Raw genomic sequence first — 26,876 nt, forward strand, 5'->3', positions numbered from 1 at the left:
ACACGCATACTAAAGGAGGCAAGATGAGATTTCAATGCAAACGATAATCAATATCAATTAAATTTGTTTGCGGTACACTCTCAACATAAAGTCAGCTTCACAGTTGAATTGCTCTGCATCGGTGAGTTGTCGTTTAAACTCTTCACTCGCTTTCCAAGCAAATGGCGTCATCTGTAGCAGGTCGAATGCATCTGACCCCGATAGTTCCATCATATAGTTTAGTTGTTCTTGGTGTTCAAGCGTAAAACCTTCGATCACTTCTGGATCTTCGTCATGTAAGCGAACGCCATCATAAATTGCATCACGCAGTTGATACAGGTGTCGGTTAGCGGGTGTCACGGTGATCACCACACCATTATCTTTGATGGTGCGTTGCAGCTCTTCAGCCTTGCAAGGCGCGTAAATGCGTAGAATGCCGTCTAAGCTGTTTTCAGCAAAGGGTAGGCGGTGGCTTGATGCAACCGAGAAGTCGACTGCAGGGTAGCGTTTAGCCGCGTATTTGATAGCGATCTTAGAAATGTCTAGGCCAAAAGTAGCACCATTCTTTTCTTTTAGGTTTACCGCAATTTCGTTGGTGTAATAACCTTCGCCACAACCAATATCCAATAGGGCAGGTGCCTCTGCTGGTAGATAATGAGAACACAATGTCACCACCGCTTGGCGCATTGGGTCATAGTGGTTGCCTTCAAGGAAGCGGCGACGAGCCTGCATCATCTCTTTGTTGTCACCTGGATCTTTTGAGCGTTTGTGGTGTGCTGGCATCAAATTGACATAGCCTTCTTTCGCTAGGTCGAACTGATGGTTCTTTTCACACTTAAACGTACGATCGTTTTGAGATAAAGGTTGGTGACACAAAGGGCATTGGTAAGTCATTGCGAACTCGAGGTAGATATCTTAAGGGCGAAATTTTAACAGGAAGCAAAGAGGGGCGCTAGCGTAAACGAGGTTGCCTTAAATAAGTAGAGCCAACGAGGTGTTGGCTCTATATGAAGTTATTGAGTTCACGCAGCGATATGTGAACTCAAGCTATTTACTAAAGTTATTAACCAAGGCTAATCACTAAGTCTTTAGTTAAATAAATGGTTAGCTAAAGAAGTTCACTTGATTTTTCAATGACTCAGCTTGCTTTTGAAGTTCATCAGCACTTTGAGATGTCTTAGCGCTGGTTTCTCGGCTTTGTTGGTTTAGGTCGCTGATTGCATGTGCGTTGGCGGCTATCTCTTGAGAAACTTGAGCTTGCTCTTCAGATGTTGCAGCAATAGTTTCAGCTTGAGAAGCAATAGACTCAACCTGAGAAGCAATGGATTCTAGTGCTGTACCGGCTTCTTGCGCTTTATCGAGTACTTGGTTGGCATTCGATTGGCTCTGCGTCATTAGATTTACGGCATTATTAGTGGAAGCTTTTAGTTTCTCAATAATGCTTACCACGTCTTGTACTGAGGTTTGAGTACGATGAGCCAGCGTTCTCACTTCGTCAGCAACAACGGCAAAGCCACGGCCTTGTTCTCCAGCACGTGCAGCTTCAATCGCAGCATTCAACGCAAGTAAGTTGGTTTGTTCTGCGATGTCATCAATCATTTTGGTAACAGTTTGGATGCTTTCGCTATCAGCGCTTACTTGCTCAATCGCTGATGCTGATTTATCTAGCTGATCGTTGAGCTGAGCAACATCAATACACACACCTTCAACAACCTCTAAGCCTTGCTGACTATCGTCATTTGCCAGACGGACGTTTTCAGCAATGCTGTTGACTTGTTGAGCTACGGATTCAGCCGACGTCGCCATCTCTTCTATTGCTGTTACTACTTGTTCTACTTGCGCCTGTTGACGGTCAGATTGCGTTAAGTTGTGGCTTGCATCTTGAGAAACACTGCTTGAGCTATTTTGAACTTGATCACTGGTCGCGCGAATTTCACCCACTAATGTATTCAACTGGGCAGCCATGGTTGCAACCCCTGTATTTAGGTTACTGATTTCATTCTTTGTTTGCTTACCTGAGTTTGGAATATGTAGGCTGACTTCGCCTTTCCCTAAACGCATCATGTATTCGTTTAAGGTTGTTAGCGGTGTTAGTGTATGGTTCAAAACGAAAGTTAACACTACGATTGTAGCGGCGGCAATCAAGGTCGCAATGATAGCGATAAGCTTCAGAAGCTCGTCACTGCCTTTGGTCACTTCCTTAATGAACGTGCCGCCAAGTAGCTTCCATCCCCAACCCGGAACGTCGGTGTATACCAGATATTTTTCACCTACTGTTCCTTGATACTCATATGGGTATAGGATCAGGCCTGATGATTGTTCGAAGAGTTGATAGAAAGGTTTGTTGCCATCGTAATCGGCGACATCAATAATCGATTTGCCACCGCCAGCAAGGGTAGGATGCAATAAGTACTGACCTTGATGTTCTTTTTCATTATCAACAATGATGGTGTATCCGGTGTCTCCCCATGATACCGAGCGCAAAGACTCAAATAAGCTCTGAGTTGCTTCTTCAACGGGTAAGCCAATGAAAGACACACCATTAACTTTACCTTGAGCATTGGTTAAGGGAGCGTAGTAGGTGATGTAACGCTGGCCGAATAGTTTTACTTGAGCGTAATAAGGCTGGCCACTTTTGAGTTTGTTATAGCCTGGGTGGTTTCGTCCTAGCGTAGTAGCAACTACTCGATCACCTGAAGGGTTTTTAAGAGATGTTGATACACGAATGAAGTCCTCACCGAATGGGGCAAACAATGTTGCTACTGCGCCTGTATCACGAGTAAAGCTATCAACGAGTTTGGTGTCGTTGATCAGGCTTTCACCATATTGCGTCATGTTAGGAATCGAATGGCCGTTGAACTCAACGTCATAACTTTCAACATAAACACCTGCTAGGTAACCGTTACGAAAAGTTGATTCTAAAACTTCGGCGGTATGCAGGTAGGCATCAAATTGACCAGATATTGTTTTGGCCATTGCTTCGACTTTTGACTGATGCTCTTTCAGTGTGTTGTCTAATAATACCTGTGAGGCATTTCGATACACGAGGGTCGCAATTGAACCAAAGGCGATCAGCAAGCAAAGTAAAATCACTAGCTTAAGTTGGAAACCAACACTTTGATTTTTGTATTTATCGAACATGAATTCACTATCCTGTCTTCATTTAGGTGTTGTTAGATTTGGTTTTACTATTGAGTTTTATATCATAAGAACTTATTTATCGGCATGGATTGATAATAATTAATGAATTAATGAATTAATGGTTATTTTTATAAATTAAACTGATAAATGGTGATCTGGTGTTGATTTGAACCAATACGAGGAAGGCTGTTGTGGCTATGCGCTATGACTTTTCAGGATATACGCTACTCCTTATTGGATACATGCCATTGCTCTGGGGAGTGGTGAGATTGTAGACAATAAAAAATGCAGCTTGTGAAGGCTGCATTTATTGTTTTTTCTTCGAATTAGCTAGACGCTTAATTCGAAGAGATAACCGTAATCAGTTGGTGGCTCTCGCCTGGCTGTAACGTTTTACCTGCTTCTAGGCTTGGTGCATGCAGCGTTGATTCTACACACATCATAGTGAGGTAACCGTCGTCTTGCATATCGCCCATACTCGCAGCGCCTTCAGCCCACGGGTTCCATAATACAGCAGAGTTATGACCGTGGTTCTCAACCGTTAAAGTGCGATCCAATTTTTTGTCAGCAACAAAAATTTGCGCTTCTGGTTGTGTGTAAACACGATCGATGGTGTCAGTCAGGACAAGCTCAGAACCACCTTGGCAGATCTTACCACCTTGTAGGCTATCAATGTATTCAGCGCCCATACCTGTCGTGGTTGTGTTGTGAATATTTCCAACGTTTAGGTAAGAGTGCAGCGCACCTGAGAAAGTCCATGGCTGAGAATCAGTGTTCTTCACATCCAAGGTCACTTTTAGTTGCTCGCCGATTTCAACATTCAAACGAGCATCGAATTGATGAGGCCAGACAGTTAACGTCTCTTCGTTTGGCTTTAGACCTAAGCTTACTATCACACCCGCTTCGCTTTCACGGTGCTCAACTAATTGCCATTCGCTTGAGCGTGCAAAACCATGAGCAGGTGCTGCAATGCGACCAAACCAAGGCCAACATACCGGAATACCGCCACGTAGAGCCGTTTTGCCATCAAACTTAGCTTGTTGACTCATCCAAATTAGGTCTTCTTGGCCTTGTGGTTGGAATGACACGACATGGCCGCCAAACAATGAAATGGCTGCGTTTGCTTTATCGTGGATAACGCGAACTAGTTTTACGCCTTCGTGTTCTACGATAGTCACGTTGTCAGAAAGTACAGTCAGTGTGGGTAGAGTAGATAAATCCATTACATGATCCTTCTAAGGAAATTGAATTCAAATGCTGACTAGAGTGATGCTTGTGATATGACGAGTAACAAGCTCAGACAGTATTAGAATTGAACTTCGTTGTTTTTTAATCAACTTCATTCAAAAGACGCTCAAAATATAGCAGGTATTAAAAAGGCGACACTAAGGTCGCCTTTTTCAAAGTCTTTCTCAATGAAAGTCTTCGCTAATGCTTGTCTAAAGCGATTTCTAAAAAGAAATTACTTAGAGATGTGAGCGATTAGGTCTAGAACTTTGTTTGAGTAACCGATTTCGTTGTCGTACCAAGATACAACTTTAACGAATTTGTCAGTTAGAGCAACACCAGCTTTAGCATCGAATACTGAAGTTTGAACTTCACCGATGAAATCTTGTGATACTACTTGGTCTTCAGTGTAACCAAGAACGCCAGCCATTTCGCCTTCAGAAGCTTCTTTCATTGCAGCACAAATTTCTTCGTAAGATGCAGCTTCTTTTAGGTTAACAGTTAGGTCAACTACAGATACGTTAGCAGTTGGTACACGGAAAGCCATACCAGTTAGAAGGCCGTTTAGTTCTGGAAGAACAACGCCTACAGCTTTAGCAGCACCAGTTGAAGATGGGATGATGTTTTGAGAAGCACCACGGCCACCGCGCCAGTCTTTAGCAGAAGGACCATCTACAGTTTTTTGAGTTGCTGTAGTAGCGTGAACTGTAGTCATAAGACCAGACTCAATGCCCCACTTATCGTTAAGTACTTTAGCGATAGGTGCAAGACAGTTAGTAGTACAAGAAGCGTTAGAAACGATGTCTTGACCAGCGTAAGATGCTTGGTTAACGCCCATTACGAACATTGGAGTTGCATCTTTAGAAGGACCAGTAAGAACTACTTTCTTAGCGCCAGCAGTGATGTGCTTACGTGCAGTCTCGTCAGTTAGGAAAAGACCAGTTGCTTCAGCAACTACGTCTACTTCGATAGCATCCCACTTAAGGTCTTCTGGGTTACGCTCAGCTGTAACACGTACAGTTTTACCGTTAACGATTAGGTTACCGCCTTCAACTTCAACAGTACCGTTGAAACGGCCGTGAGTTGAGTCGTACTTAAGCATGTATGCCATGTACTCTACGTCGATTAGATCGTTAATACCTACTACTTCGATGTCTGCACGCTCTTGAGCTGCGCGGAATACGAAACGGCCGATACGGCCAAAACCGTTAATACCTACTTTGATAGTCATTGTAGTTGCTCCACAACTTAATTTCTGATTAAAGATAACTGGTAGTAAAATTACAGAATCCAGTATACATCTGCAATAGATAATCCGACTTAACTTGTTTAATGTCAAAAAAAAGCGACGCTTTTCTTAACAATTGGGTGTAAGTGGTTGAAAATTGACCATTGCGAGTGGCTCTGTACCCTTCCAGTTGGGTAAAATACCCCTAAATGATGATTCACTTATGAGTGTATATGTACAATGTTTCCTGGTGAGAAAGTATGTGCTACAAAACGACTCATATGCAAGCCTTTATGGTAAAAAGTAAATATAATAAATGAGAATGTGGAGAGATATTAACGTGATTCAAAAGGAAGGAAATATGTTAAAGCCTGATGAATACTGGCGTGAACGCCTATCAGACGATGAATTTGAAGTGTGTCGTCTACGTGGAACTGAAGCCCCTTATAGCGGTAAGTTACTGCATAATCAGAAGACGGGTGTCTATAGCTGCACATGCTGTGAAAGCCCTTTGTTTCTGTCGGATAACAAATATGACTCTGGGTGTGGATGGCCTAGTTTTGACGCCCCAGTGAATGATGAAGCGGTACGCTATATAGAAGATCTAAGTCACGGAATGAAGCGTGTAGAGATCCGTTGTACTGCTTGTGATAGCCATTTAGGTCACGTTTTCCCTGATGGCCCACAGACAACTGGCGAGCGCTTCTGTGTTAATTCAGTGTCGTTAATTTTCAACAAAAATGACAAAATTACGAAATAACTTGTAACTATTGTTTAATCCTTACAGATTGCATTTGCCGATTTAGGAATACTGAACTGCCCAAGATTTCAGAATTAATTCTAGTACAAATAAAAACAGCTACCAGAAAGGTAGCTGTTTTTTTAGGCTGATGAATAGGAAGTCTAGGTTAGAAATCAATAAGTGTTCGATCAGTAATTAGGAACGACCGAAGGGCTGTAAACCCCATCTTCAATGGCTTCGACAATTTTGTCTGCGTCTTTATTTAACTGCTTGTATCTTGGGGCGTCGAAGTTATAGAGAACGGCCAACTCCGCTTCAGAAGCAATCGGCACATCAAACTCTTTGGCTACCATTGCCCATACGTACGCCTTTTCTCTATGACCTAAGCTGTGATTGATGCTAGCCATGGACTTAAATATCTCAGTATTAACAACCGAGTTATTCGACAAGGTTAGCGCATTATTGAGTAGCTTCAATGTCTTGGCATGATCTCTCGTGGTATAGAAAGTCGCTAGAGCATATTGCATCTCCGCCGTATTTAATGCTTCAGTTCCTTCTAACTGTAAGAAGCTGCGTCTTGCATTAGTATCACCATTTTGTGACCACAAGAAGTAGAGTGTTTCTGGGGTGTCTGATTGAGATAGCTCACTAACGATTCGTTCTGACTCTTCAATACTGTGCATTAATGCCGTAAAGCGACGTTCTTGAAGTTGGGATTGGTCAATGGTCTCGATCTGTGCGGCAAGTTCTAAACACTTTTTATATGCAGTGACTAACTCGAATTCTTTAATCTTATTGGTTTCGGTTGGTTGTTTTTGAACTTCAAATCGATGCCATATGAGGTCGGTACGTGCAACACGACATTGTCCGTCGTTCATGTTCAGCAGCTCACATTGTAACGTTGGGTTACTTTGGCATAGCTGATCCGTGTTTTTGTTTCCTTCAAGGCACCCAACCAGAGTGAAAGGCAATATGCCAACCGCCAACCATTTCATAATTTTCATATTCCTTCACTTGTGATCAAATACACTTATTTTCGGTCAGGTTCTTGACTCAATTTCGTTACGGGTTATTTTCTGGTGAAAATTGTTAAAACTAAGGCTTTTTACCATGGATGCAGAACAACTTCTTAGCGCAATGACTCCCGAAGTCTACGAACGTTTAACCTACGCTGTTGAAACAGGTAAATGGCCAGAAGGTACGGCGCTCTCAAAAGAACAGCGCGACTCGTGTATGCAGGCGGTGATGTTATACCAATCTAAATATAACTCTGAAGCTCAACATATGACAATTGCAGCTGGTGGTGAAATTAGCTTTAAATCTAAGTCTGAACTGAAAAAACAGTTTAAGTCAGACCAAGAAGATATTGTTAGGGTCAACCCGAATCACTAAGCTAAATTACAACAAAGGGGTGGCACTGTGCCACCCCTTTTAATTTTAAGCCGCTTATTTATAAGCAGTTAAACGATTTAGCTCACGTTAAATACTTTTGAACCCATTGAAGGTTCATGCTCTCGCGGAGCTTTCTTTGTATGATGAAAGCTCCTGTTAACGACGAAAGCTCCTATTGACTACGAAACCTATTGTTAACCATGAAACTTATTACCAACACGAAGATCTTGGCTCAATCCACAGCAAAACAAGCTTATAAGCTCATCTCACCACGAAGCACTTGTAGCATCTGAGCCTTCACTTCTTCATAGCTTAGGTTTTGGCTTAATAAGTAGTGTAGCTTAGCCAACGCCGCTTCTGGCGTCATATCAAAGCCACTAACTACGCCAGCTTCTGCAAGTGCACATCCTGTTGCGTAACCGCCCATGTTGACTTTACCTGCCAAACATTGCGTTAGATTCACCACAATCACACCACGCTCTGACGCATCTTTCAGATGCTGAAGCAGCTCTGGATTTTGTGGTGCATTACCGACACCAAAAGTCAGTAGGATCATCGCGTTAACAGGCTGTAGCAGCGTGTTGCGGATTACTTCATGTGAGATGCCTGGATACATAGTGATTACGCCGATGGGTTGCGGCGTAATGTTATGAACCTTGAAAGCTCCTTCAGGTTGTTCGTTGACTTTTACGTTATTGCTAAGCTGGATATTAATACCTGCTTCAAGCAATGGGCTTAGGTTTGGCGACGTAAAGGCATTGAAGCCATCTGCATGTGATTTTGTACTGCGGTTACCGCGCATCAACTTGTTGTTGAAGAACAGGGTTACTTCATTGATAGGGTAGTTAGCTGCAAGGTGTAACGCATTCAGCAGGTTTGCTTGTCCATCTGAACGAAGTTCAGCTAGTGGGATCTGAGAGCCCGTAACAATCACAGGTTTGCCTAGGTTTTCAAGCATGAAAGACAGCGCCGAAGCCGTGTAAGCCATAGTGTCTGTACCATGCAGGATAACGAAACCATCGTACTTATCGTAGTTCGCGCGAATATCATCAGCGATAGTTTGCCAATCAAGTGGCGTCATATCGGAAGAATCCATCAATGGAGAGTATTCATGAATGGTGTATTCAGGCATCTCTGGACGATGAAACTCTGGCATACCTGCTAGCTGCTTATCCATAAAACCAGCGACAGGAACATAGCCGTGATCAATAGACTTCTGCATGCCAATTGTGCCGCCGGTATACGCGATATAGATGTGTTTTCTTTCCATGGCGATTAATACTTAGTGTGATATAGGGAACAGGGAGGCGATTATAGCGAATTATCATGCAATAAAAAGAGGCGCCTTACACAGAGGCGCCTCTTGATTATTGAGTTATTGGTTTAACTTATTGAACTTGGCAGTTTAAGCAAAAAGCATATCGGCCTTGTGGGTCGTTAAAGTTGCCTAACAACTGGCTATCTTGGGCTAACTGCTGAGTAACAGGTCGTAAACTGCTCGGTATCATTGATTGGATATCTAGGCCTATCGACATCTGAACTTGATTCATAAATTCTTGAATAAATTGTTCAGTGGCAGAGAGTGGCTCTTCTACCCAATAGATGTTGTAGGTTTCAAGGTCTGCTAGTGAAGCTGCTGCCGCGATTGCATCGTCAAAATCACCGATTTCATCCACGAGTCCTTTTTGCATCGCATCTTGACCTGTCCATACTCGGCCTTGAGCGATCTTGTCGACAGCATCAACTTCTATACCTCGATTTTCTCCAACCAAGCTGATGAAACGACGGTAACCATTTTCAATACCCATTTGGAATGCATCCTTCGCACCGTCGCTTAATCCGGTGGTTATACCTAGGCCAGAGAAAGGTGAAGTTCCAACACCGTCAGTATAAACGCCAATGTCATTCAAGCCTTTCTCGAAAGTTGTGATGACGCTGAAGATACCAATCGAACCGGTCAGCGTGGTTGGTTGAGCTAGGATCTTGTCTGCGCCCATTGAGATCCAGTAACCACCAGAAGCAGCAAGGCTAGACATCGAAACGACGACTGGCTTACCTGCTTGTTTGATCGCTTCTATTTCATTGCGGATCACTTCTGAAGCAAATGCACTGCCACCTGGGCTATCTACTCTAAGTACTACCGCTTTCACTTGATCGTCGTTGCGCGCTTGGCGAAGTAGGGCTGCAGTTGTATCACCACCAACCGTACCACGTGGTTGTTTACCATCCATAATCGCGCCGCTGGCAACAATCACCGCAACATCGTGTGACTCGCTTGTTAGATCAGGAAGCATGGTTGTTCGGTACTCGTAGTAGCCAAGTGCGTTGTAGCTGTCTTGACCATCACTACCGAATACATCAGCAAGCTCAAGTCGAACTTGCTGGCGAGTTGCTAGTTCGTCGACTAACCCTAACTTCTCTGCCAGTTTTGCAATATCGCCATCTACTGATTCAAGGTCTTTTAAGAAAGAGTCCATGCTTGGGTTCAGCGTTTTAGCATCGATCTGACGGTTGTTGCTCACGTCATCAACATAGGCTCCCCATAGTTGGCTTAACCAACGAGAAGCGGACTCTTTGGCAGCATCCGACATATCGTCGCGAATGAAAGGTTCTATTGCAGACTTATAAGTACCCACACGGAACACATGTGTGTTCACGTCTAGCTTCTCTAATAAGCTTTTGTAGTAAAGTGAGTAAGCGCTGTAACCTTTAAGGAGCACACCACCGTCTGGTGATAGGAAGACTTTATCGGCGTAGCTGGCTAAGTAATATTGGCTTTGGTTGTAAAAATCACCCACTGCATAAATAGGTTTACCCGTTGCCTTAAATTCATTTAGCGCTTTAGCAATGTAACGAAGTTTAGTTAGGTTGGTTTCTGGCAATTCTCTGAGCGCAAGAACGATACCGGTGACGTTATCATCATCTTTGGCATAGCGAATCGTTTTAACGATATCAAACAGGACGTTCTCTTTTGGAAGGTCTTTACCCAGTAATGAACCTGTTACGGAATCCATTGGGTTAATGTAGCGACTTTGTTCGACAATCGGACCAGAAAGGTTAAGCACTAGAGCCGATTGTTGTGGGACTGTCGGTTGAGTCGTATCTGAGTGAAAGTACACAAAGTAGATGATGGCGATACTGAGTAAAAAGAAGAGGTTAACAAGCGCAAGACGCACAAACGTGATGAGCTTCCAAATCCCTTTAAAGATCATGCCTATAAATTTGAATATTTTTTTCATTCTGTCTCCGCAGTGAGATCACGTCGCTTTAACAAGCAGCAGTACTATTAATCTCAATAATATGAACTGCTTAGTATCCTACGATAATTCCCTAGCTCAAACTACACCAAGAATTGTTAATCGATATATATTCTCATTAAGTGTAGTCATATTAGGGGTGTTGAACGATTAATGCGGCCTGCATTATGATCGGTGTTACAAAAATGTAAACGGTTGTTTGAAATTTTGGTGATTGAACTATAATGTGGTCAGACCACAAGGATAAAATAATAGAAGTGATGTCTGCCATGTACCCACATTTACTTGAACCACTCGATCTTGGATTTACTCAGTTACGTAACCGTGTATTGATGGGATCAATGCACACAGGTTTAGAAGAAAATAAAGAAGGCCTGCACAAACTCGCCGCATTTTATGAAGAGCGAGCAAAAGGAGGCGTTGGCCTTATTGTTACCGGTGGTTTCTCTCCTAATTTACGTGGCAGATTAACCCCATTCAGTGCTGAATTTAGTAAAGTTAAGCACGCTAGAGCGCACCAAGTTGTTACTGAAGCCGTACATAAGCATGGTGGTAAAATTGCTCTTCAGTTGTTGCATGCTGGTCGCTATGCAATGCACCCCTTCGCGCAGAGTGCTTCTGGCATTAAAGCGCCGATCGCTAAGTTTGCACCGAGTGAGATGAGCCCTCGCCAAATTAAAAAGACCATTGGTGCCTTTGCCAATAGTGCTGAGTTGGCGCAAGTTGCTGGCTATGATGGCATTGAGATCATGGGTTCTGAGGGGTACCTGATTAACCAATTCATCTGTAAGCGTACCAATATGCGTTACGATGAATGGGGTGGCTCGTATGAAAAACGCATGCGCTTCCCGTTAGAGGTAGTCAAATCGATTCGTGAAGCGGTTGGTGATGATTTCATTATTATTTTTAGACTGTCGATGCTGGATTTGGTTGAGCAAGGCAGTACCTTTGAAGATGTTGTGCTGTTGGCTCAAAAACTCGAAGAAGCGGGTGTCACCATTATCAACACCGGCATCGGTTGGCATGAAGCTCGTATTCCGACCATCGCGACACAAGTGCCAAGAGGCGCATTCTCTTGGGTGACGGAAAAAGTAAAACCTCACGTTTCTATTCCGGTGATTACCTGTAACCGAATTAATACGCCTGAAGAAGCAGAACGCATTCTCAGTTCCGGGCAGGCGGATATGGTCTCCATGGCTCGTCCTTTCTTGGCTGATCCAGACTTCGTCAATAAAGCCGCTCAAGATCAAGCGCGTTTTATTAATACTTGTATCGGCTGTAATCAAGCCTGCCTTGATAACGTGTTTAAAGGTAAAAGAGCGAGTTGTTTAGTTAACCCACGTGCTTGTTATGAAACTGAAATTATTGTTCAGCCTGCCGAAGCGACCAAAACGATTGCTGTTGTTGGTGCTGGGCCTGCTGGTTTAGCTTGTGCTACGACCTTGGCACAACGTGGACATAAGGTTGACTTGATTGAGAAAAACGATCGTATCGGCGGCCAATTCAGATTGGCAATGCAGATTCCGGGTAAAGAAGAGTTCAGAGAAACCATTCGTTACTTTGCTAACCAAATTGATGCATCAGGCGTGAATCTGAAACTTGATACTGAAGCAACGTTTGAAATGCTGTTGAAGTACGATGAAGTTGTGATGGCTGCTGGTGTTGAACCAAGAAAGCTTGATATTGAAGGCATCGATCAAGAAAACGTAGTCGACTATCAAACCTTGATTCGCGAAAAGACACCAGTAGGCGAAAAAGTTGCAATTGTTGGTGCCGGTGGTATTGGTATTGATGTGGCAACTATGCTGACCGAGCCGACTTCTCACAGCTTGGACGACTGGCTACATGAGTGGGGCATTGATAAGAATATGGAGCACCCAGGTGGGCTTTACCCTTATCCTGATTCATTTAGCGATAAGACCGTTTGGGTGATGCAACGTAAAGCAGGTCGTGTCGGTAAAGGTCCGGGTAAGACTACAGGTTGGATTCATAAACGCACATTGGAAAAACGTGGTGTTAACTTACTTGGCGGCGTGAGCTACAGCAAGATTGACGACCAAGGTCTGCACATCAGCGTTGGTAAGAAAGAGCAGGTACTCGATGCCGATTCCGTTATTGTATGTGCGGGGCAAGTTTCTGTTCGTCCATTCGAAGACATGTGGCAAGAGTTTGGCGGCAAACTGCACGTGATAGGCGGTGCTGATTATGCAGGTGAACTGGACGCGGTGCGTGCAATTCGCCAAGGTGTAGAGTTGGCTATTAAGCTTTAGAAAACAGTTGAATGACTTTGCTCAACTCGCTGTAGATTGAAAGGTAAATAAGGCTCCTAAGTCACAGATTTAGGAGCCTTTATTGTTTCTAGTAGCACTAACTATTATTTCAAATGGACTGTCGTTGAGATTTATTATCGTTTGCATTTTATGCTACAGTTCAAGTATATAAATAATAAAGAATTAGTAAGGACTTCAAATGGATGCTTTGGATCTATTGCTCAACAGACGCTCAATCGCCAAACTCTCTGATCCAGCACCTGAAGGTGTCGCGTTAGAAAATATCATCAAAGCGGGCTTACGAGCTCCAGACCATGGTGCATTGACACCTTGGCGTTTTGTTATCGCGCAAGGTTCAGGTTTACAAAAACTCTCTGACATTTTAGTTCGTGCAGCACAAGCTGACCAAAGCGAAGAAGCGGTGATTGAGAAAGTAAAGAAAGCGCCGTTTCGAGCTCCAATGGTGATCACAATCATCGCAAAGGTAACTGAGCACGAAAAAGTGCCAGCGTTCGAACAACACCTGTCTGCGGGTTGCGCTGCACAAGCAATGCAAATGGCCGCTGTCGCGCAAGGTTTCCAAGGTTTTTGGCGCTCAGGTAAGTGGATGTTCCACCCAGAAGTACACCAAGCGTTTGGTCTAGAAGGCGACGATGAAATTGTTGGTTTTTTATATTTGGGTACTCCGGGCTGTACACCAATGAAAGCGCCAGAACGTGACTTCTCAAAGTTCGTCGAGTTCTTATAAAGAAAGCTGAAGCTTGAATAGTGGAATGCTAACTGTATAAACAACCAGTTTTTCTTGATTTATTAGGGCCACATTAGATAATGTGGCCCTAATTGTTTGTAGCACCTGGAAAAACATGTCTCGTCTTATCATTGCTGAAAAACCAAGCCTAGGCCGCGCGATTGCCGCCGCATTACCGAATCCACAGAAGAAAGACCAAGGGTTTATCAAATGTGGAAATGGGGACGTGGTGACTTGGTGCATTGGACACTTATTGGAACAGGTTGAACCGGATGCTTATGATGACCGTTATAAGAAGTGGAACTTAGCTGATCTGCCTATTGTGCCAGAGCAATGGCAACTGAGACCGCGTAAGACTTCAAGCAAACAGCTTACGGTGATCCGAAAGCTATTGAAGGACGCCACACAAATTGTCCATGCGGGTGACCCAGATAGAGAAGGGCAACTGCTAGTCGATGAAGTGATCGACTATTGCAAGGTATCCAAGGCCAAGAAAGAGTCGATGGACAGGCTGCTGATCAGCGATTTGAACTTACCAGCGGTAAAGCGTGCGCTCTCTCAAATGCGCAGTAACCGAGACTTTATTCCACTGTCTATTTCTGCTTTAGCACGCTCTAGAGCCGATTGGCTGTATGGCATGAACATGACCCGAGCTTACACCTTGCTGGGTCAAAAGGCGGGTTACCAAGGCGTGTTGTCGGTAGGGCGAGTGCAAACGCCAGTACTTGGTTTGGTTGTAAGACGTGATGAAGAAATTGAGAATTTCATTCCTAAAGATTACTTCACTCTGCACGCTTTGATCCCTTATCAAAACAACGGCCAGAGCTTTGATATTCGAGCGCGTTGGAAACCAAGCGAAGCATGTAAACCATGGCAAGATGAAGAAGGCCGAGTGCTCAATCGAAAGCTGGTTGAGAACGTGGCTAACCGAATTGCGAATCAACCCGCGACGGTAACGGAATCAGAGCAAAAACAAAGTAAACAAGCTGCGCCACTGCCTTATTCGCTGTCAGCACTGCAGATTGATGCGTCTAAGCGTTTTGGTATGAGTGCTCAGCAGGTGTTAGATACGTGTCAGTCGTTGTACGAGAAACACAAACTCATCACTTACCCGCGTTCTGATAGCCGCTATTTACCGAAAGATCACTACTCACAACGAGAGTCGGTCGTGGATGCTATCGCTAACAATGCGAAAGAGCTGCAAAGTGGTGCTCAAGGTGCGGACCTTTCTCTTAAATCCAAAGCATGGAACGACAGCAAGGTCGACGCTCACCACGCGATAATTCCTACTCCGAAAAAGTCATCGGTGAACGGCCTATCTGCCAATGAGATGAAGATCTATCAGCAAATCGCTCGTCAGTATCTAATGCAATTCTACCCACCTGCTATTTTTGCCGATGCCAAGTTAGTCTTTGATATTGCTGGTGGCGTGTTCATTGCGAAAGGGCGTCAGCTTATTAACCCTGGTTGGAAGGCGTTGATGGGTAAAACAGATACCGAAGAGAAGGGGGATGGAACTGATGCGGTTCCACCGCTAGATAAAGGTTCTGTGTTGACGTGTCGTGAAGGTGTGATTGGCGATAAGAAAACCGAGCCGCCAAAACACTTCACGGAAGCGACTTTGCTACAAGCGATGACAGGTATCGCGCGCTTTGTCGCGAACAAAGACCTTAAAGCCATTTTGAAAGAGACCGACGGCCTTGGCACAGAAGCAACCCGTGCGGGCATTTTAGATACTCTATTCAAAAGGCAACTGCTAACGCGCCAAGGTAAAAGCATTCATAGTAGCCCTGCGGGCAGAGGTTTGATTCATGCTTTACCTGAGGACTCGACCTTTCCCGACATGACAGCTCACTGGGAGCATCAGTTGCAAGGCATGGCTGAACGAAATCAAGCGTATCAACCTTTCATGCAAGCGCTAGAAAGCAAGATTGATGGTTTGATGGGCAAGGTAAAAACAGGCGAAGTTCCTGAGTCTCTGCGTCATCTTCCTAAAGTCGAAAGACCGGCTTTTAAACGTCGCAAAGGCGGTGGTGCGAAGTCTTCTGCTAACAAAGGTACGTATGCTAAAAAAGGGACTTACGCTAAGAAGGGCACTAAAAGCTAAGACTTATTGAGGTTAGGATTAGCGCCCGACCTTTCGTCCGCAGCGCTTAAACAGCTGCTGCCAATAGTCCACGTGGCGACGAGTTGATGATCGAAAGGCCTGATGTGCATCTTGAATGGGAAAGTAATAATTGTGCAGTTCAGGTTGCGCGTCAAACATCCCTAGTTGCGGGGCTAACTGCTGATAGTAGCCATCCAGCTGCGCCATGTAGGGCTGAACTTTGCCTATATATTGCTGCTCGAACACATTGTTGAGATAGCGAAACTTAGTGGTGTCTCGTTGTTTACCACAGATTATACTGTCATCGAAAGTAGTGAGTTGCTTGGTGATGGTATCAAGCTCAACCGATGCACGAGCGAGTGAGTAATACAAATCCCCAAGGGTCGAACTCTTCTCTAATACTTCTTGAACCTCAATGGTTTTGCCCGAAACGAGCGATGTGTTTAACGCTTGATTGATATGTCCTAATGCATCACTGGTTTGTCGTACCTGATCGCCGACATCTGCACGTAACCACTGACTACCACGCATTTGTGACTGCATGGCATCGCTTGCATAGATGAGATTCCATTGGTGCAGTGGAAATTGTGCGAGTTTTTGCTGCTCGATTTCTTTGAGTAGTTCTACGACCTCAGAGTCTAATTCTCTACCGGATAAACATTTCCCAACACCTGCAAGTAGGGCGACTTGATAATCATAATTGCGAAACTCGTCGGCGACTTTTCCAAGTACGGAGTTTCTTTCTGCAATCAGGTTGAACAATCCACACTGACGAAGCTGGTAACTGTCGATGAGACCGATAGAAAGCGATGGCACGTCAATCAACAGTTCTCTTTTTCTCGGTAGGTTTTCAAATTCCCATTCCTCTTTTATCTCGTCAACATCTTGTACTCTGGCTATCTTGGTTTGGTAGTCGTCGAATAAGTCTCCGGGGCCATCACTGAAGCAGCCAGCTAGCATCACCGTCAGACAAAACAGCGCTGAGTGCTTTACTAGGTTTGAGAGAGGGCCTACATTCATCTGTGGGTTACCAGTCGATTTCGCTGCCATCGAAATTGAAGAAGCGACCACTGACTTCGGTATTCGCTGACTCGATGACTTCAATAAGGCCAGAAGCAGAAATGTCAGTGTCGATCAGAGCATTCGGCCCGCCCATTTCTGTCTGTACCCAGCCTGGATGCAGTGCTAATACAGTGAAGCCGTTATTGGTTAAGTCGTTGCTTAAGCTCTTCACCACGGAGTTTAGCGCGGCTTTAGAGGAACGATAGATGTAGCCGCCGCCAGAGGTGTTTTCTGTCATGCTGCCCACTCGAGAAGATAAGCAAGCGACCTTTTTCACGTCACTGTTTTCTAGAACAGGTAATAGCGTTTCGACAAGTTTCAATGGCGCAATGGTGTTGACTTCAAAAACACGGCGCCACTCTTCAACATCGGTATTGCCCAGACCGTAGCCTTTTGGCCCGTAGTAGCCAGCATTGTTAATCAATATATCGATCGCAGGAATTTGAGAGGGAAGTTGGCTCACCGCTTGGTAATCGGTTATTTCTAACTGAATGCAGGTTAGGTTGGTGTTGTGGTCTGCAAGTGAGATCAGGCCTTTGGCTGAAGAGGCGTCACGGTAAGTTGCGTACACCTTGTGATTACCTTTCAAGTATTGTTGAGTCAGGCTTAAGCCAATGCCGCGGTTCGCTCCAGTAATAAAAATAACGCTCATGGTGATTCCTTTCAGGTCAATTAGTTAAGTTTGATTGCTTAACACAAGAAAAGCAACGGTCCACCAACTGGCCATCATCATTTCCACAAAATCATTACTGATGCTATGGACCTGCAGATCACCCCAAAGAGGAGTATTACGTTTTTCATAGTGGTCTTTGAATATAATTCTAGGTAATGATAATTGTTATCATTATTTGGGGTTGTCGCCAAGTCTGAGGCTGTTATGATTTTGATAAAAATACGCAATTAGCCTGATTATGATTCCTTTAATTTACCACCCAATTTATTCGCAGTTACCTTTGCCAGAAGGGCACCGCTACCCAATCAACAAATATCAGTTGTTACACGGTGCTGTTGAAGCACTAATGGATAGCGATCCTCTATGGAAGAGTCAGTTTGAAGTCTTCCAACCAATGCCGGTTTCGGTTGAACAGGTAAAACAGGTTCACGATAGTGAGTATGTGGATTTGCTTATTTCAGGTAATTTGCCCGCGGCGAAAATGAGACGCATCGGTTTCCCATGGAGTGAACAACTTATTGAGAGAACACTCTACTCAAGCGGTGGAACTTGCTTGGCCGCTGAAATGGCGATAGAGAGTGGTTTCGCGATTCATTTGAGTGGTGGTTATCATCACGCACACCATGATTTTGGTAGCGGCTTTTGTTTGTTGAACGATCTGGTGTTAGCGGCAAAACATGCGCTGACCTTTGAACATATCGATAAAGTGCTTATCGTCGACAGCGATGTTCATCATGGTGATGGTACAGCGACTCTATGCCAAGAGAATGACGATATTATTACTCTATCGTTCCATTGCGATAAAAACTTTCCTGCACGTAAACCGCTATCCGATTTGGATGTGCCATTAAGCCGTGAAACCGGAGATGAAGAGTTTCTGCGCTGTTTCGAACAAGTTACCAAGTTGGCTATTGCTCATCACCAACCTGATCTGATCGTTTATGATGCGGGCATTGATATTCACCAAGACGATGAGCTGGGCTATTTGAATGTCTCGACACAAGGGATATTTGAGCGCGACTGTTTGATGGTCAGTCTCGCGAAATTAGAGTCTATTCCTATGGCGTGTGTGGTTGGTGGTGGATATCGGACTCAGCATCAAGATCTGGTTCCTATTCACATGCAATTATTGAAAGCAGCTTATGAAATTTATGGTTAAACGTCCCCCAAAAACCTATTAAAGAAACCGGCTATCTAAAAACCCCTTGCACCATAATGGTTCGCGCCCGCACCAAAAAAGACATGGAATTACACCAGTTTGGCTTAAATAATGTACTTTCTTATTGGATAGTTACTTATTTTTGCGACTATTTATGGTCTATAAATTGCTTATCCTCTGTGTCTATAAAAAATACAAGGGATGTAAATGAACCTGACGGACAAGGAACGCAGTTGGCTTAATTGGTTTGGTGTGACAGGTAAACTGGCAATGCGAAGAGCCTGTTTTCTAAATCGAAGTAGAACAAGAGAGCTTGAGCAAGCATTTGAAAGCATCGCTCACACTCGCGTTAAACTGCTTCACAATTGGGTCAAGAATCAATGGGATTTCCTAGAGGACTCTGCTGTTTATTTAGCGAGTCGAAATGAAGAACAAGCTGAGGATACGTTAGCGAGCCTGCTCAAACGCAGTTCGGATTTTTCTGAGTTAGCGATCATTGATGGCAAAGGCATCGCACAAGCTTCGAGTTTTCAAGAGCATGTGGGTATTGCTATCGGAGATAAAAAAGCAATATCAAATGCAAAGCAGCGCTATCTACACGGGCCGTATATGGACTCGCGCACTTTGAATGTAGGAGCATCAAGCTCTTCGTTTCATGACCAAGTCACATTGATGTTTTATGTGCCGTTCTCTCGAGACGATAACACACAGCAGTTCTTGTGTGGCAGAGTGCCCAATGATGTGATTAGCGATATCATTCAACGAGAAGCTGGGCATATCTACAGTGAGTCGGGTGATAACTATATCTTTATGGTGGACTCGATTCATGATCCACATATTCAACCAGGTGTTGCACTATCTCGCTCTCGTTTTGAAGATAACACTTTTTCTCATGGTGAGAATTTAAAGCAAGGAATCAGTACTGACTGGGGAACGGTCAAGATTCAACAACACACTGAGTTCGAAATTCGCTTTACCGATCCGGCCACTAATCAACTTCATCCGGGGGTCAGGGAAACCATTGAAAATGGCAGCAACCTGTTTGTTGGATACCCCGGTTATTCAGACTACCGTCATATACCGGTTATTGGAAAAGGACTTACATTTCAGCTGGACGGATCTCCAGACACCTTTGGGATGATGTGTGAATCCGATTTGGAAGAAGTCTATAGAGACCGAAGCTTGAGTTATACCCTATCTAAGCATTTTATCGGGTGTATGTCGTTACCCATCTTTATTCCGTTATTGCTCTCCAACCTTTATTCACTTTCGCCTTACTTACAAAGTGGCCTTATGTTCGCTTGCGCAATAGTGAGCTTAGGCTTATTCAGATGGATCAGCGCCAAACCGTTAGCGGATAAAGTTCATGAGATGACAGGGGTAATGCAAACCTTAGCGGAAGGCGATGGCAATTTAAGTCGGAGACTCGACCCAACCACATTCAGTCATAATGAACTTGGTAATTTGGGGCGTTGGACCAACAGTTTTATCGATAATTTGGATAATACGGTTAGTGAGTTGGTTCATGCTAGTCATGAAGTCAGAGAAGTTTCAGAGTCTATGTTCCGCCGCAGTGTGGTAATGAGCCAAACTAGCGACGAGGCATCACAGGCGTTAAGTAATATGCTGCAATTGAGTCAGTATCAACAGAGTGAAATTACCCATGCGACTGTATCGGCAACGCAAATGGATGTGGTAATGAAGCAAGCTGTTCTTAATGCGGAAGAGGAATACAATCAGTCTGTCGAAGGTATGGAGATTGTTCGGAATATCGTAGAAAGCTCAGCGAACAGTGTTAATGAGGTGAATAATGAAATGTCCAAAGTGTCTGACATTATAGACATCATTACTGACATTACCGCGCAGACTAATCTTTTAGCCTTGAATGCGGCCATCGAGTCGGCAAGAGCGGGTGAACACGGGAGAGGATTCTCTGTCGTCGCATCTGAAGTCAGAACTCTGGCTGACCGGACATCCCAAGCCGCTAATCATATTAGTGACCTAATGAAAGAGCTACATAGTAAGTCTCGTAGTGCTGTTGAGTCTATGGAGCAAGGCGTTGAGAATGTGAGTAAAGGAAACTTAACAGTAGACTCAAACGCTCGCAGTGAACAAATTCAAGCGGCGGTTTCTGAGCTCTTTACCACGATGTCTAACCTAGATGAAAATAGTCAGCAGAATGGGCAAACTGCCGATAAGGCACAACGGTCTATATCTGACTTGCAACTCTCTACTAAACAATTAGCACGTAGAGTGTCTTTAATGGGGAATGCGTTAAGCCGATTGGATCAATTAATCGGACGCTTTGAAGTGAGCAGAAAAGTTGCTTGATGCACAGGCTTGATAAGTTGAGTGCATAAGCTTCAACTTAGATACATAAACCTTAGATACAAAAAAGCCGCTGATTTCTCAGCGGCTTTTTTTAATGTGGTGGAGGGATAGGGATTTGAACCCTAGAACCGCTATTAACGGTTGCCGGTTTTCAAGACCGGTGCTTTCGACCACTCAGCCATCCCTCCAATGGCGCGTATAATATAAGGCTGGCTTTCGCTTGTAAATACCCTTACCAACTGACTGCTTTTTTTATGAACGCTTTTTAATATTTTTATTTCTATTGGTAATTTTTTGCGCGTTATTTTCGATGAAAAGTTCAGTTTATTCCTGATAAGCGAGTATTTGCAATCAAAAGCCCTAACGCAGTTATCGAGTTTCTTCATTCGCTAGAGTGATCAGTTATTTACCACGATGGGTGGAACTTAGGGGAGGAGAATAAATATAGCGAGAACTTGAAGCTTGAGATTTTCAAATGATTAGGGCGAAGGCTTGCAAGTTTGGGCATAAACTTCAGATGCAAAAAAGCCGCTGATTTCTCAGCGGCTTTCTTTAATGTGGTGGAGGGATAGGGATTTGAACCCTAGAACCGCTATTAACGGTTGCCGGTTTTCAAGACCGGTGCTTTCGACCACTCAGCCATCCCTCCAGTGGCGTGAATAATATAAGGGGCGGAGGATCTTGTAAACCCTTAATTTACATAATTTTGTTTTGTTGCTTGTTTTCTAATCATTGATGGCAATAAAAAAGGGAAGCCGTTGGCTTCCCTTTTTTAATTGATGATCATTTAGTCATTTTTTGTGTAGAAACGCTGTAGCTCAGTTAGGCCTTGCATCAACACTGGTAAGCGCGGGCTTACGTCTTTTAAGCGCTTATAATCCTGGTCGTACAGTTTATAGTTGCCAAACTTGTCGAGCACTGTTGTTTGCTTGTCGGTAACAAGCGCCAATTCACGAGAATCGCCCGCTAGTATCCATTTTCTCTTACGCTCATCAAACAGGCTGCGACCGCTGCTGAAGTCTGTTGGGTTTGAAGACACACCCAGTAGTTCTTGCATCAATGTGACAGACACATCTAAGTGACTTGAACGATGTGTGTACTCAGAGGGAGACTTACCTGGCCAGCTGATAACTAAAGGAACCTGCAACTGATAGCGACTGTAGTTCGAGTTTGCACCCCAGCTGTTTGTCTTGGTTTCGTTAAATTCAGTACCGTGATTCGAAGTGATGACCACTACAGTATTATCGCTAAGCTCTAGGCGTTCTAATTCCGCGTAAATAGTCGCTAACTGGCTATCGGCTGCTTGTGCTGATTTTTTGTAATCGGCCGCAAAGCGCTCTTCAGTACTTAACGCAGGATCAGAGCTTGCATCGTAATTCGAAAAGTTGTCGAGTGTCGTTAGCTCAATAAAGTTGAACCAAGGACCCTTAGTGTCTGGTGATTGCACCCAATCAGACCAAGCTTGGATAGCACTTTGGTCATCATAAGTTGCTTGCTCTGGCATAACATCACGACCACGGAAAATGATTTCCGAGTAAAGTGGATCGTCGAAATTATCGCCACTGAATGCTGCGAACTTATAATTATGATTGTCTAAAACATCGAACAGTACGGCATTTGAGCCTTGAGCTCGGATGCTGCTTGAGTAGCTACTTGGCAGCCCATAGAACAAGCCAAAAATACCAAACATGTCATTACTAGAACTGTAATGGTTAGTAAAGTTGATTGCTTGTTGAGAGAAAGCGTAGCTGTTTGGCATTGCTGCAGCGTTTAGCGCATCAGAACGCAGGTTATTTACGCTGACCATCAGGATGTTGAGATCATCACTGCGTCGATTGTATTGAATCTTTTCTAGCGGGTAGCTAACTAGATTTACGTTTTCTTTGTTCTCTTCTAAGCGCTGGAGGTACTCTTCACGGTCTAGTAGGCCATGTTTTTCCATAAAGCTTTTCGCTGTCATAGGGTAAGACAGTGGGAAGTTGGCTTTTTGGCTTGTAATTGGATTATAGAAAAACGCATCAGCCCACATATAAGTTAGGTGGCTACTGATGAAACACAAAAAGAACACTGCCGTAATTGGTCGGCCGATGTGCTTATGAGACAGTTTACGTTGCTTACGCCAAACCCATTCAGATAGGCCTAGCTGTAATAAGAAGATGAGCGGCATAACAATGAACAGGTGCTGCAAATCAGAAGTGAATGCAGATTCCTCGCCACTGAATAAAACCTCCCACACGACAGGTGTCAGGTGGAGGTTTATATTTTGATACGTTTGGGTATCAATTAACAGGACAGTTAAACCTATGGTCGCGAAGCAAACGGCAACCAAACGTAGTAACTTCCTCGACGGAAGAATAAAAGTGAGTGGGAACAGCACTAATAGATAGAGAGCGAAGACTAAAAAGCCAAAATGACCAACCCACGATGCAGCTAAATAAAACTGACCCAATAGGGTTTCAGGCCAAGCCGATTGAGTAATATAACGAGTACCGATCAACATCGCCGCAATGATGTTGAAAAATGCAAACCAATGACCCCAACCAACCAGTCGAGATACACGATCGCTATATGAGTTTGCGCTGTCTACCATTTATAATTCTTTTATCCGTCAATCAAATTTAGTGAGACTTTTTATCTTCAAGAGAAGAAATTAAAGCCTCGGCAAATTTTTCAGCAATTCCTTTGCGTTGTGAAGCAGCAACGTTCTGATTTAAGACATTGGTTGCGATATTTCCAGCGATCATCAGTGAAAGTTCTGGTGAAGCTTTGTGCTTAGATAGAACAGCACCCACTTCAGCTAGGATTTTTTCAACTTGTGCATCTGTGTATTTAGATATAATCGGCATAAGGACTCTAATAATGATAGTAAAAGCGGCTTATGATAACCTACTATGCATGACAACTGAAACCTGAACGGTAATATTTTCACTATGAGCCTTCACCTTTCCAACGTAATTTTACACCAACTAAGCAAGAACGATCAGGAAGAGCTGATTGTTAACTATCGTGCTGAATCTCTAGAGAACGATGCTTCATCTGAAAGCCTAGTGGCTGAGCTTCACCGCGTGTTCAACTCAAAAGCAGGCAAAGGGTTTGGTTCTTTCAAATCCGACAGCGAATTCCAGCAGTCGTTGCATGAATTTCGAGCTGGGGAGCAAAGTTTCTATGATTTCTCTCAAAAAAGTGCTCTACGTCTAAAAGATGAACTTTCAAAGTATCCATTTGCTGATGAAGGCACGTTGGTGTTAGCTGAATATCAATCACTGGCAACAGACTACCTTTTCATTGGCTTACTGCCTTCGAACCAAAGTTTGAAAGTCACAGAAGGTCTCGACATTAGCGCGACTGACTATCTTGATATTTCAAAGATGGACATCGTGGCACGCCTTGATCTTTCAACATACGATACAGACAAAGAGTCAAACCGTTACCTTACTTATATAAAGGGGCGTGTTGGTCGTAAAGTCGCAGATTTCTTCTTAGATTTTCTACAAGCTGAAGTGGGTTTAGACGCCAAGCAACAAAACCAGGTATTGATGCAAGCAGTAGAAGATTTTGTTTCTGACTCTAAGTTAGAGAAAGAAGAAGCGATCAGCTACAAAAAGCAAGTTGCGGATTACTGTAACGAACAGCTAAAAGCGGGTGATGAGGTTCAAGTTCGTGAGCTTTCTGGAGAACTGCCAGCGAGCACTGATGGCACAAGCTTCTTTGACTATACTAGTGAGCAAGGCTACGAGTTAGAAGAAAGTTTTCCAGCTGATCGCGCAACTATGCGTAAACTAACAAAATTTGTTGGTGCTGGTGGCGGTTTGAATGTTAGTTTTGATAGTCTACTTCTTGGTGAACGTATCTTTTACGATCCAGAGACTGACACACTAACCATTAAAGGCACACCACCTAACTTACGTGACCAACTGACTCGCAATAAGTCATAGTCCTGAGTTAATGGTGAAAAGCGACAGCAGGATGCTGTCGCTTGTTTTGTGCTTGGTATTCTTAGCCAGGATAATGGCTTATCGACGACACGCACAAGGAATATAGATGGAACAATCAGTAGCAAAGCCCAGTCGCTTTAAAAAACCAACCACTTTCTTGGTTGTGCTCTTGGCTCTGTGGCTATTGCCTTCATTGGCCCTTCTGAATTTAAGCCGTTCTTACACTACTTCTCTCGCTCAAATTGAAGAACTTGGTATTCGCGTCAATGAATTGAGGCAATCGCTTTACTTCTCTGAACCACTGCGAGTGTCTCGAATTAATGATTTAGCACTTGATGCACAACTTGTTTACTCGATCCGATTGCAGATTGAGTCTGATTTCCAACATGCCTTGTTTCGCCCTGATGTAAATCAACTGCTTTACGTAGCCGATCAGTTTTTAGAGAAGTTTGACGAGTTCATTCCAATCGAAAGTCAGGTTCAAGATATTGTTGATACGGTTAAAGCAATGCGTGCAGATAACAATCTTTCTTCTGAATTAAAACCTCTGATGAACGAATTTGGTGTTGTTGTCTTTGAAGCTATGTATTCCGATAGTCAAAGCTCATCAGCCACCTATCGAGCCTTTGACTCTATTCTAAAAAAATCTTACTCATTAAAAACTGAAGAGCAAGACGCAATCCAACAACTGTTGGTGGATGCTTCAGCCTTATTAGGTGATTACGCTAAGCTCCATTATTTGGTCGATAAAATTAAGAAAAACTCGGTTAATGAGCAGATCATTAAACTCGAAGCTGAATTTCATGATCGTCAATTCAACCTTTTGGTTGTGATGTTAGGCTTGAGTTTGGTCGCTATGATAGCGCTAGTCTTATTATGTGCTCGCTCAAAAATGGTCGTGCAAGAATCAGCGGAAAATTTGGGACTAGACACTGAGGATGAATCTGATAACAAAGACGTTATATCGCTTTCTGGTGAAGAAGAGCACGTGTTTCAAAAGTCTAAAGACAATGCGATTTCTCCGAGCCTCAAACAATCTAACAATAACACACACACTAAGAGAAAAGCGTCACTTAACCCACACTCAGAACCGCAATCACAACAGAGCTCTAATCTAAAAGTTCAAAGCGCTAATCCAACAATTCCAAGTGTTAATTTAGAAAAAAATGTATTAACAGCAAGTGTTACAAGCTCACAAAATCTGGAAGAAGTGTCGATGGCCGGGAAACATATCGCCAGTGTGACCGATTCAAAACCTGCGATTGATATCGAAGATATGTTAGAAACGCTCGATGGTGACGCTGAATCTGTAGAATTGCTGCTTGGAGTTTTTGTACAAGACCATGCTGATGATTACACGAAGTTCAAATCTTTATTGGTTAATGATGAAACTTCTGCCGCGCGTGTTGTGCATAGCTTGAAAGGTGTGGCTGGTAGTATCAAAGCATCGAGATTAGCCATTATTGCAGCGAGCGTTGAAATGACAATGAAACAATCTAGAGCCATCAGTGAGCACGATTTAGAAGAATTAGAATTGGCAATAAAAGCTTCTGTTGACGCCGCTGTAGATTATTTAGATAGTCGGAATTAACTTTCATAGAAATTTTGACAATACTCTGACGAAG

The 26,876-nt window shown here is 43.6% G+C and carries 20 protein-coding genes and 2 tRNA genes; 9 read left to right on the plus strand and 13 right to left on the minus strand.

Translation table 11 applies throughout. The features are described 5' to 3' along the window. Nucleotides 1–57 precede the first annotated feature (57 nt). From rlmA to gap, 4 genes are all read right to left on the minus strand, one after another. Nucleotides 58–873 (minus strand): 23S rRNA (guanine(745)-N(1))-methyltransferase, encoded by an 816-nt coding sequence (rlmA, locus tag L8S15_RS06390; protein ID WP_010437055.1) that lies wholly within the window; start codon nucleotides 871–873, stop codon nucleotides 58–60. Between the two features lie 210 nt (nucleotides 874–1,083). Further along, on the minus strand, nucleotides 1,084–3,120 hold the full coding sequence (locus L8S15_RS06395; RefSeq protein WP_010437057.1) for a methyl-accepting chemotaxis protein: 2,037 nt from the start codon (nucleotides 3,118–3,120) through the stop codon (nucleotides 1,084–1,086). Nucleotides 3,121–3,458: 338 nt separating this feature from the next. Continuing rightward, entirely contained in the window at nucleotides 3,459–4,343 is an 885-nt protein-coding gene (locus tag L8S15_RS06400) for a D-hexose-6-phosphate mutarotase (protein ID WP_016769082.1), read from the minus strand. A 239-nt stretch (nucleotides 4,344–4,582) separates the two neighbouring features. Further along, on the minus strand, nucleotides 4,583–5,578 hold the full coding sequence (gap, locus tag L8S15_RS06405) for a type I glyceraldehyde-3-phosphate dehydrogenase (RefSeq protein WP_009848658.1): 996 nt from the start codon (nucleotides 5,576–5,578) through the stop codon (nucleotides 4,583–4,585). 358 nt (nucleotides 5,579–5,936) lie between these two features. On the opposite strand from gap, the gene msrB reads away from it, so the two are divergent. Further along, nucleotides 5,937–6,335, plus strand: a complete 399-nt coding sequence (msrB, locus tag L8S15_RS06410; protein WP_010437061.1) for a peptide-methionine (R)-S-oxide reductase MsrB — start codon at nucleotides 5,937–5,939, stop codon at nucleotides 6,333–6,335. A 170-nt stretch (nucleotides 6,336–6,505) separates the two neighbouring features. Here msrB and L8S15_RS06415 read toward each other — a convergent pair whose 3' ends face one another. Continuing rightward, on the minus strand, nucleotides 6,506–7,312 hold the full coding sequence (locus L8S15_RS06415; protein ID WP_016798147.1) for a DUF2989 domain-containing protein: 807 nt from the start codon (nucleotides 7,310–7,312) through the stop codon (nucleotides 6,506–6,508). A 115-nt stretch (nucleotides 7,313–7,427) separates the two neighbouring features. Between L8S15_RS06415 and L8S15_RS06420 the strand changes: the two genes are divergently transcribed. Beyond that, nucleotides 7,428–7,709 carry a DUF1315 family protein gene (locus L8S15_RS06420; protein ID WP_016798144.1) on the plus strand — a complete coding sequence of 94 codons (282 nt, stop codon included), beginning with the start codon at nucleotides 7,428–7,430 and terminating at the stop codon, nucleotides 7,707–7,709. A 253-nt stretch (nucleotides 7,710–7,962) separates the two neighbouring features. Here the strand turns inward: L8S15_RS06420 and ansA are convergent, their stop codons facing one another. Beyond that, nucleotides 7,963–8,979: an asparaginase gene (ansA, locus tag L8S15_RS06425; RefSeq protein WP_010437068.1), complete on the minus strand. Its 1,017-nt coding sequence runs from the start codon at nucleotides 8,977–8,979 to the stop codon at nucleotides 7,963–7,965. Nucleotides 8,980–9,097: 118 nt separating this feature from the next. Further along, on the minus strand, nucleotides 9,098–10,948 hold the full coding sequence (gene sppA / locus L8S15_RS06430; RefSeq protein ID WP_010437076.1) for a signal peptide peptidase SppA: 1,851 nt from the start codon (nucleotides 10,946–10,948) through the stop codon (nucleotides 9,098–9,100). 278 nt (nucleotides 10,949–11,226) lie between these two features. Between sppA and L8S15_RS06435 the strand changes: the two genes are divergently transcribed. The 3 genes from L8S15_RS06435 (at nucleotide 11,227) to L8S15_RS06445 (ending at nucleotide 16,091) form a co-directional block, all read left to right on the plus strand. After that, nucleotides 11,227–13,236: an NADPH-dependent 2,4-dienoyl-CoA reductase gene (locus L8S15_RS06435; RefSeq protein WP_016769081.1), complete on the plus strand. Its 2,010-nt coding sequence runs from the start codon at nucleotides 11,227–11,229 to the stop codon at nucleotides 13,234–13,236. Nucleotides 13,237–13,435: 199 nt separating this feature from the next. Continuing rightward, nucleotides 13,436–13,984, plus strand: a complete 549-nt coding sequence (locus L8S15_RS06440; RefSeq protein ID WP_016796118.1) for an NAD(P)H nitroreductase — start codon at nucleotides 13,436–13,438, stop codon at nucleotides 13,982–13,984. Between the two features lie 115 nt (nucleotides 13,985–14,099). Next, a complete protein-coding gene (locus L8S15_RS06445) occupies nucleotides 14,100–16,091 on the plus strand; it encodes a DNA topoisomerase III (RefSeq protein WP_010437081.1) in 1,992 nt (663 codons plus the stop codon). Nucleotides 16,092–16,109: 18 nt separating this feature from the next. Here L8S15_RS06445 and L8S15_RS06450 read toward each other — a convergent pair whose 3' ends face one another. Then, nucleotides 16,110–17,141: a DUF3080 domain-containing protein gene (locus tag L8S15_RS06450; protein WP_010437083.1), complete on the minus strand. Its 1,032-nt coding sequence runs from the start codon at nucleotides 17,139–17,141 to the stop codon at nucleotides 16,110–16,112. Further along, nucleotides 17,119–17,805 carry an SDR family oxidoreductase gene (locus tag L8S15_RS06455; RefSeq protein ID WP_280572130.1) on the minus strand — a complete coding sequence of 229 codons (687 nt, stop codon included), beginning with the start codon at nucleotides 17,803–17,805 and terminating at the stop codon, nucleotides 17,119–17,121. The genes L8S15_RS06450 and L8S15_RS06455 overlap by 23 nt, the downstream gene beginning before the upstream one ends. A gap of 259 nt (nucleotides 17,806–18,064) precedes the next feature. Here L8S15_RS06455 and L8S15_RS06460 point away from each other — a divergent pair, with 259 nt between their 5' ends. After that, the gene (locus tag L8S15_RS06460; protein ID WP_010437086.1) at nucleotides 18,065–18,985 is read left to right on the plus strand and encodes a histone deacetylase; all 921 of its coding nucleotides are present in this window, start codon (nucleotides 18,065–18,067) and stop codon (nucleotides 18,983–18,985) included. 207 nt (nucleotides 18,986–19,192) lie between these two features. Continuing rightward, nucleotides 19,193–21,316, plus strand: a complete 2,124-nt coding sequence (locus L8S15_RS06465; protein ID WP_010437088.1) for a methyl-accepting chemotaxis protein — start codon at nucleotides 19,193–19,195, stop codon at nucleotides 21,314–21,316. Between the two features lie 97 nt (nucleotides 21,317–21,413). Here L8S15_RS06465 and L8S15_RS06470 read toward each other — a convergent pair. The 4 genes from L8S15_RS06470 to L8S15_RS06485 form a co-directional block, all read right to left on the minus strand. After that, nucleotides 21,414–21,504: transfer RNA gene (locus L8S15_RS06470), tRNA-Ser, on the minus strand. 370 nt (nucleotides 21,505–21,874) lie between these two features. Further along, nucleotides 21,875–21,965: transfer RNA gene (locus L8S15_RS06475), tRNA-Ser, on the minus strand. Between the two features lie 138 nt (nucleotides 21,966–22,103). Next, nucleotides 22,104–23,906: a DUF3413 domain-containing protein gene (locus L8S15_RS06480; protein WP_010437089.1), complete on the minus strand. Its 1,803-nt coding sequence runs from the start codon at nucleotides 23,904–23,906 to the stop codon at nucleotides 22,104–22,106. A 28-nt stretch (nucleotides 23,907–23,934) separates the two neighbouring features. Further along, the gene (locus tag L8S15_RS06485; RefSeq protein ID WP_010437090.1) at nucleotides 23,935–24,162 is read right to left on the minus strand and encodes a YejL family protein; all 228 of its coding nucleotides are present in this window, start codon (nucleotides 24,160–24,162) and stop codon (nucleotides 23,935–23,937) included. A gap of 84 nt (nucleotides 24,163–24,246) precedes the next feature. Between L8S15_RS06485 and yejK the strand changes: the two genes are divergently transcribed. Together yejK and L8S15_RS06495 are read left to right on the plus strand one after the other, a co-directional pair. Beyond that, complete coding sequence (gene yejK / locus L8S15_RS06490; protein ID WP_016769066.1) at nucleotides 24,247–25,251, plus strand: nucleoid-associated protein YejK; 1,005 nt, start codon at nucleotides 24,247–24,249, stop codon at nucleotides 25,249–25,251. A gap of 106 nt (nucleotides 25,252–25,357) precedes the next feature. After that, nucleotides 25,358–26,842: an Hpt domain-containing protein gene (locus L8S15_RS06495; protein ID WP_280572139.1), complete on the plus strand. Its 1,485-nt coding sequence runs from the start codon at nucleotides 25,358–25,360 to the stop codon at nucleotides 26,840–26,842. Nucleotides 26,843–26,876 lie beyond the last annotated feature (34 nt).

Origin of the sequence: Vibrio sp. S/42/10, from assembly GCF_029890535.1 — a bacterium.
GTDB lineage: Bacteria > Pseudomonadota > Gammaproteobacteria > Enterobacterales > Vibrionaceae > Vibrio > Vibrio cyclitrophicus.

Coding starts and splice junctions, on each gene's coding strand:
- L8S15_RS06440 (WP_016796118.1), top strand. CDS start 13,436: ATGGATGCTTTGGATCTATTGCTCAACAGACGCTCAATCGCCAAACTC.
- yejK (WP_016769066.1), top strand. CDS start 24,247: ATGAGCCTTCACCTTTCCAACGTAATTTTACACCAACTAAGCAAGAAC.
- L8S15_RS06450 (WP_010437083.1), bottom strand. CDS start 17,141: ATGGCAGCGAAATCGACTGGTAACCCACAGATGAATGTAGGCCCTCTC.
- L8S15_RS06400 (WP_016769082.1), bottom strand. CDS start 4,343: ATGGATTTATCTACTCTACCCACACTGACTGTACTTTCTGACAACGTG.
- rlmA (WP_010437055.1), bottom strand. CDS start 873: ATGACTTACCAATGCCCTTTGTGTCACCAACCTTTATCTCAAAACGAT.
- L8S15_RS06495 (WP_280572139.1), top strand. CDS start 25,358: ATGGAACAATCAGTAGCAAAGCCCAGTCGCTTTAAAAAACCAACCACT.
- L8S15_RS06455 (WP_280572130.1), bottom strand. CDS start 17,805: ATGAGCGTTATTTTTATTACTGGAGCGAACCGCGGCATTGGCTTAAGC.
- L8S15_RS06480 (WP_010437089.1), bottom strand. CDS start 23,906: ATGGTAGACAGCGCAAACTCATATAGCGATCGTGTATCTCGACTGGTT.
- L8S15_RS06435 (WP_016769081.1), top strand. CDS start 11,227: ATGTCTGCCATGTACCCACATTTACTTGAACCACTCGATCTTGGATTT.
- gap (WP_009848658.1), bottom strand. CDS start 5,578: ATGACTATCAAAGTAGGTATTAACGGTTTTGGCCGTATCGGCCGTTTC.
- L8S15_RS06420 (WP_016798144.1), top strand. CDS start 7,428: ATGGATGCAGAACAACTTCTTAGCGCAATGACTCCCGAAGTCTACGAA.
- msrB (WP_010437061.1), top strand. CDS start 5,937: ATGTTAAAGCCTGATGAATACTGGCGTGAACGCCTATCAGACGATGAA.
- L8S15_RS06460 (WP_010437086.1), top strand. CDS start 18,065: ATGATTCCTTTAATTTACCACCCAATTTATTCGCAGTTACCTTTGCCA.
- ansA (WP_010437068.1), bottom strand. CDS start 8,979: ATGGAAAGAAAACACATCTATATCGCGTATACCGGCGGCACAATTGGC.
- L8S15_RS06485 (WP_010437090.1), bottom strand. CDS start 24,162: ATGCCGATTATATCTAAATACACAGATGCACAAGTTGAAAAAATCCTA.
- sppA (WP_010437076.1), bottom strand. CDS start 10,948: ATGAAAAAAATATTCAAATTTATAGGCATGATCTTTAAAGGGATTTGG.
- L8S15_RS06395 (WP_010437057.1), bottom strand. CDS start 3,120: ATGTTCGATAAATACAAAAATCAAAGTGTTGGTTTCCAACTTAAGCTA.
- L8S15_RS06465 (WP_010437088.1), top strand. CDS start 19,193: ATGAACCTGACGGACAAGGAACGCAGTTGGCTTAATTGGTTTGGTGTG.
- L8S15_RS06445 (WP_010437081.1), top strand. CDS start 14,100: ATGTCTCGTCTTATCATTGCTGAAAAACCAAGCCTAGGCCGCGCGATT.
- L8S15_RS06415 (WP_016798147.1), bottom strand. CDS start 7,312: ATGAAATGGTTGGCGGTTGGCATATTGCCTTTCACTCTGGTTGGGTGC.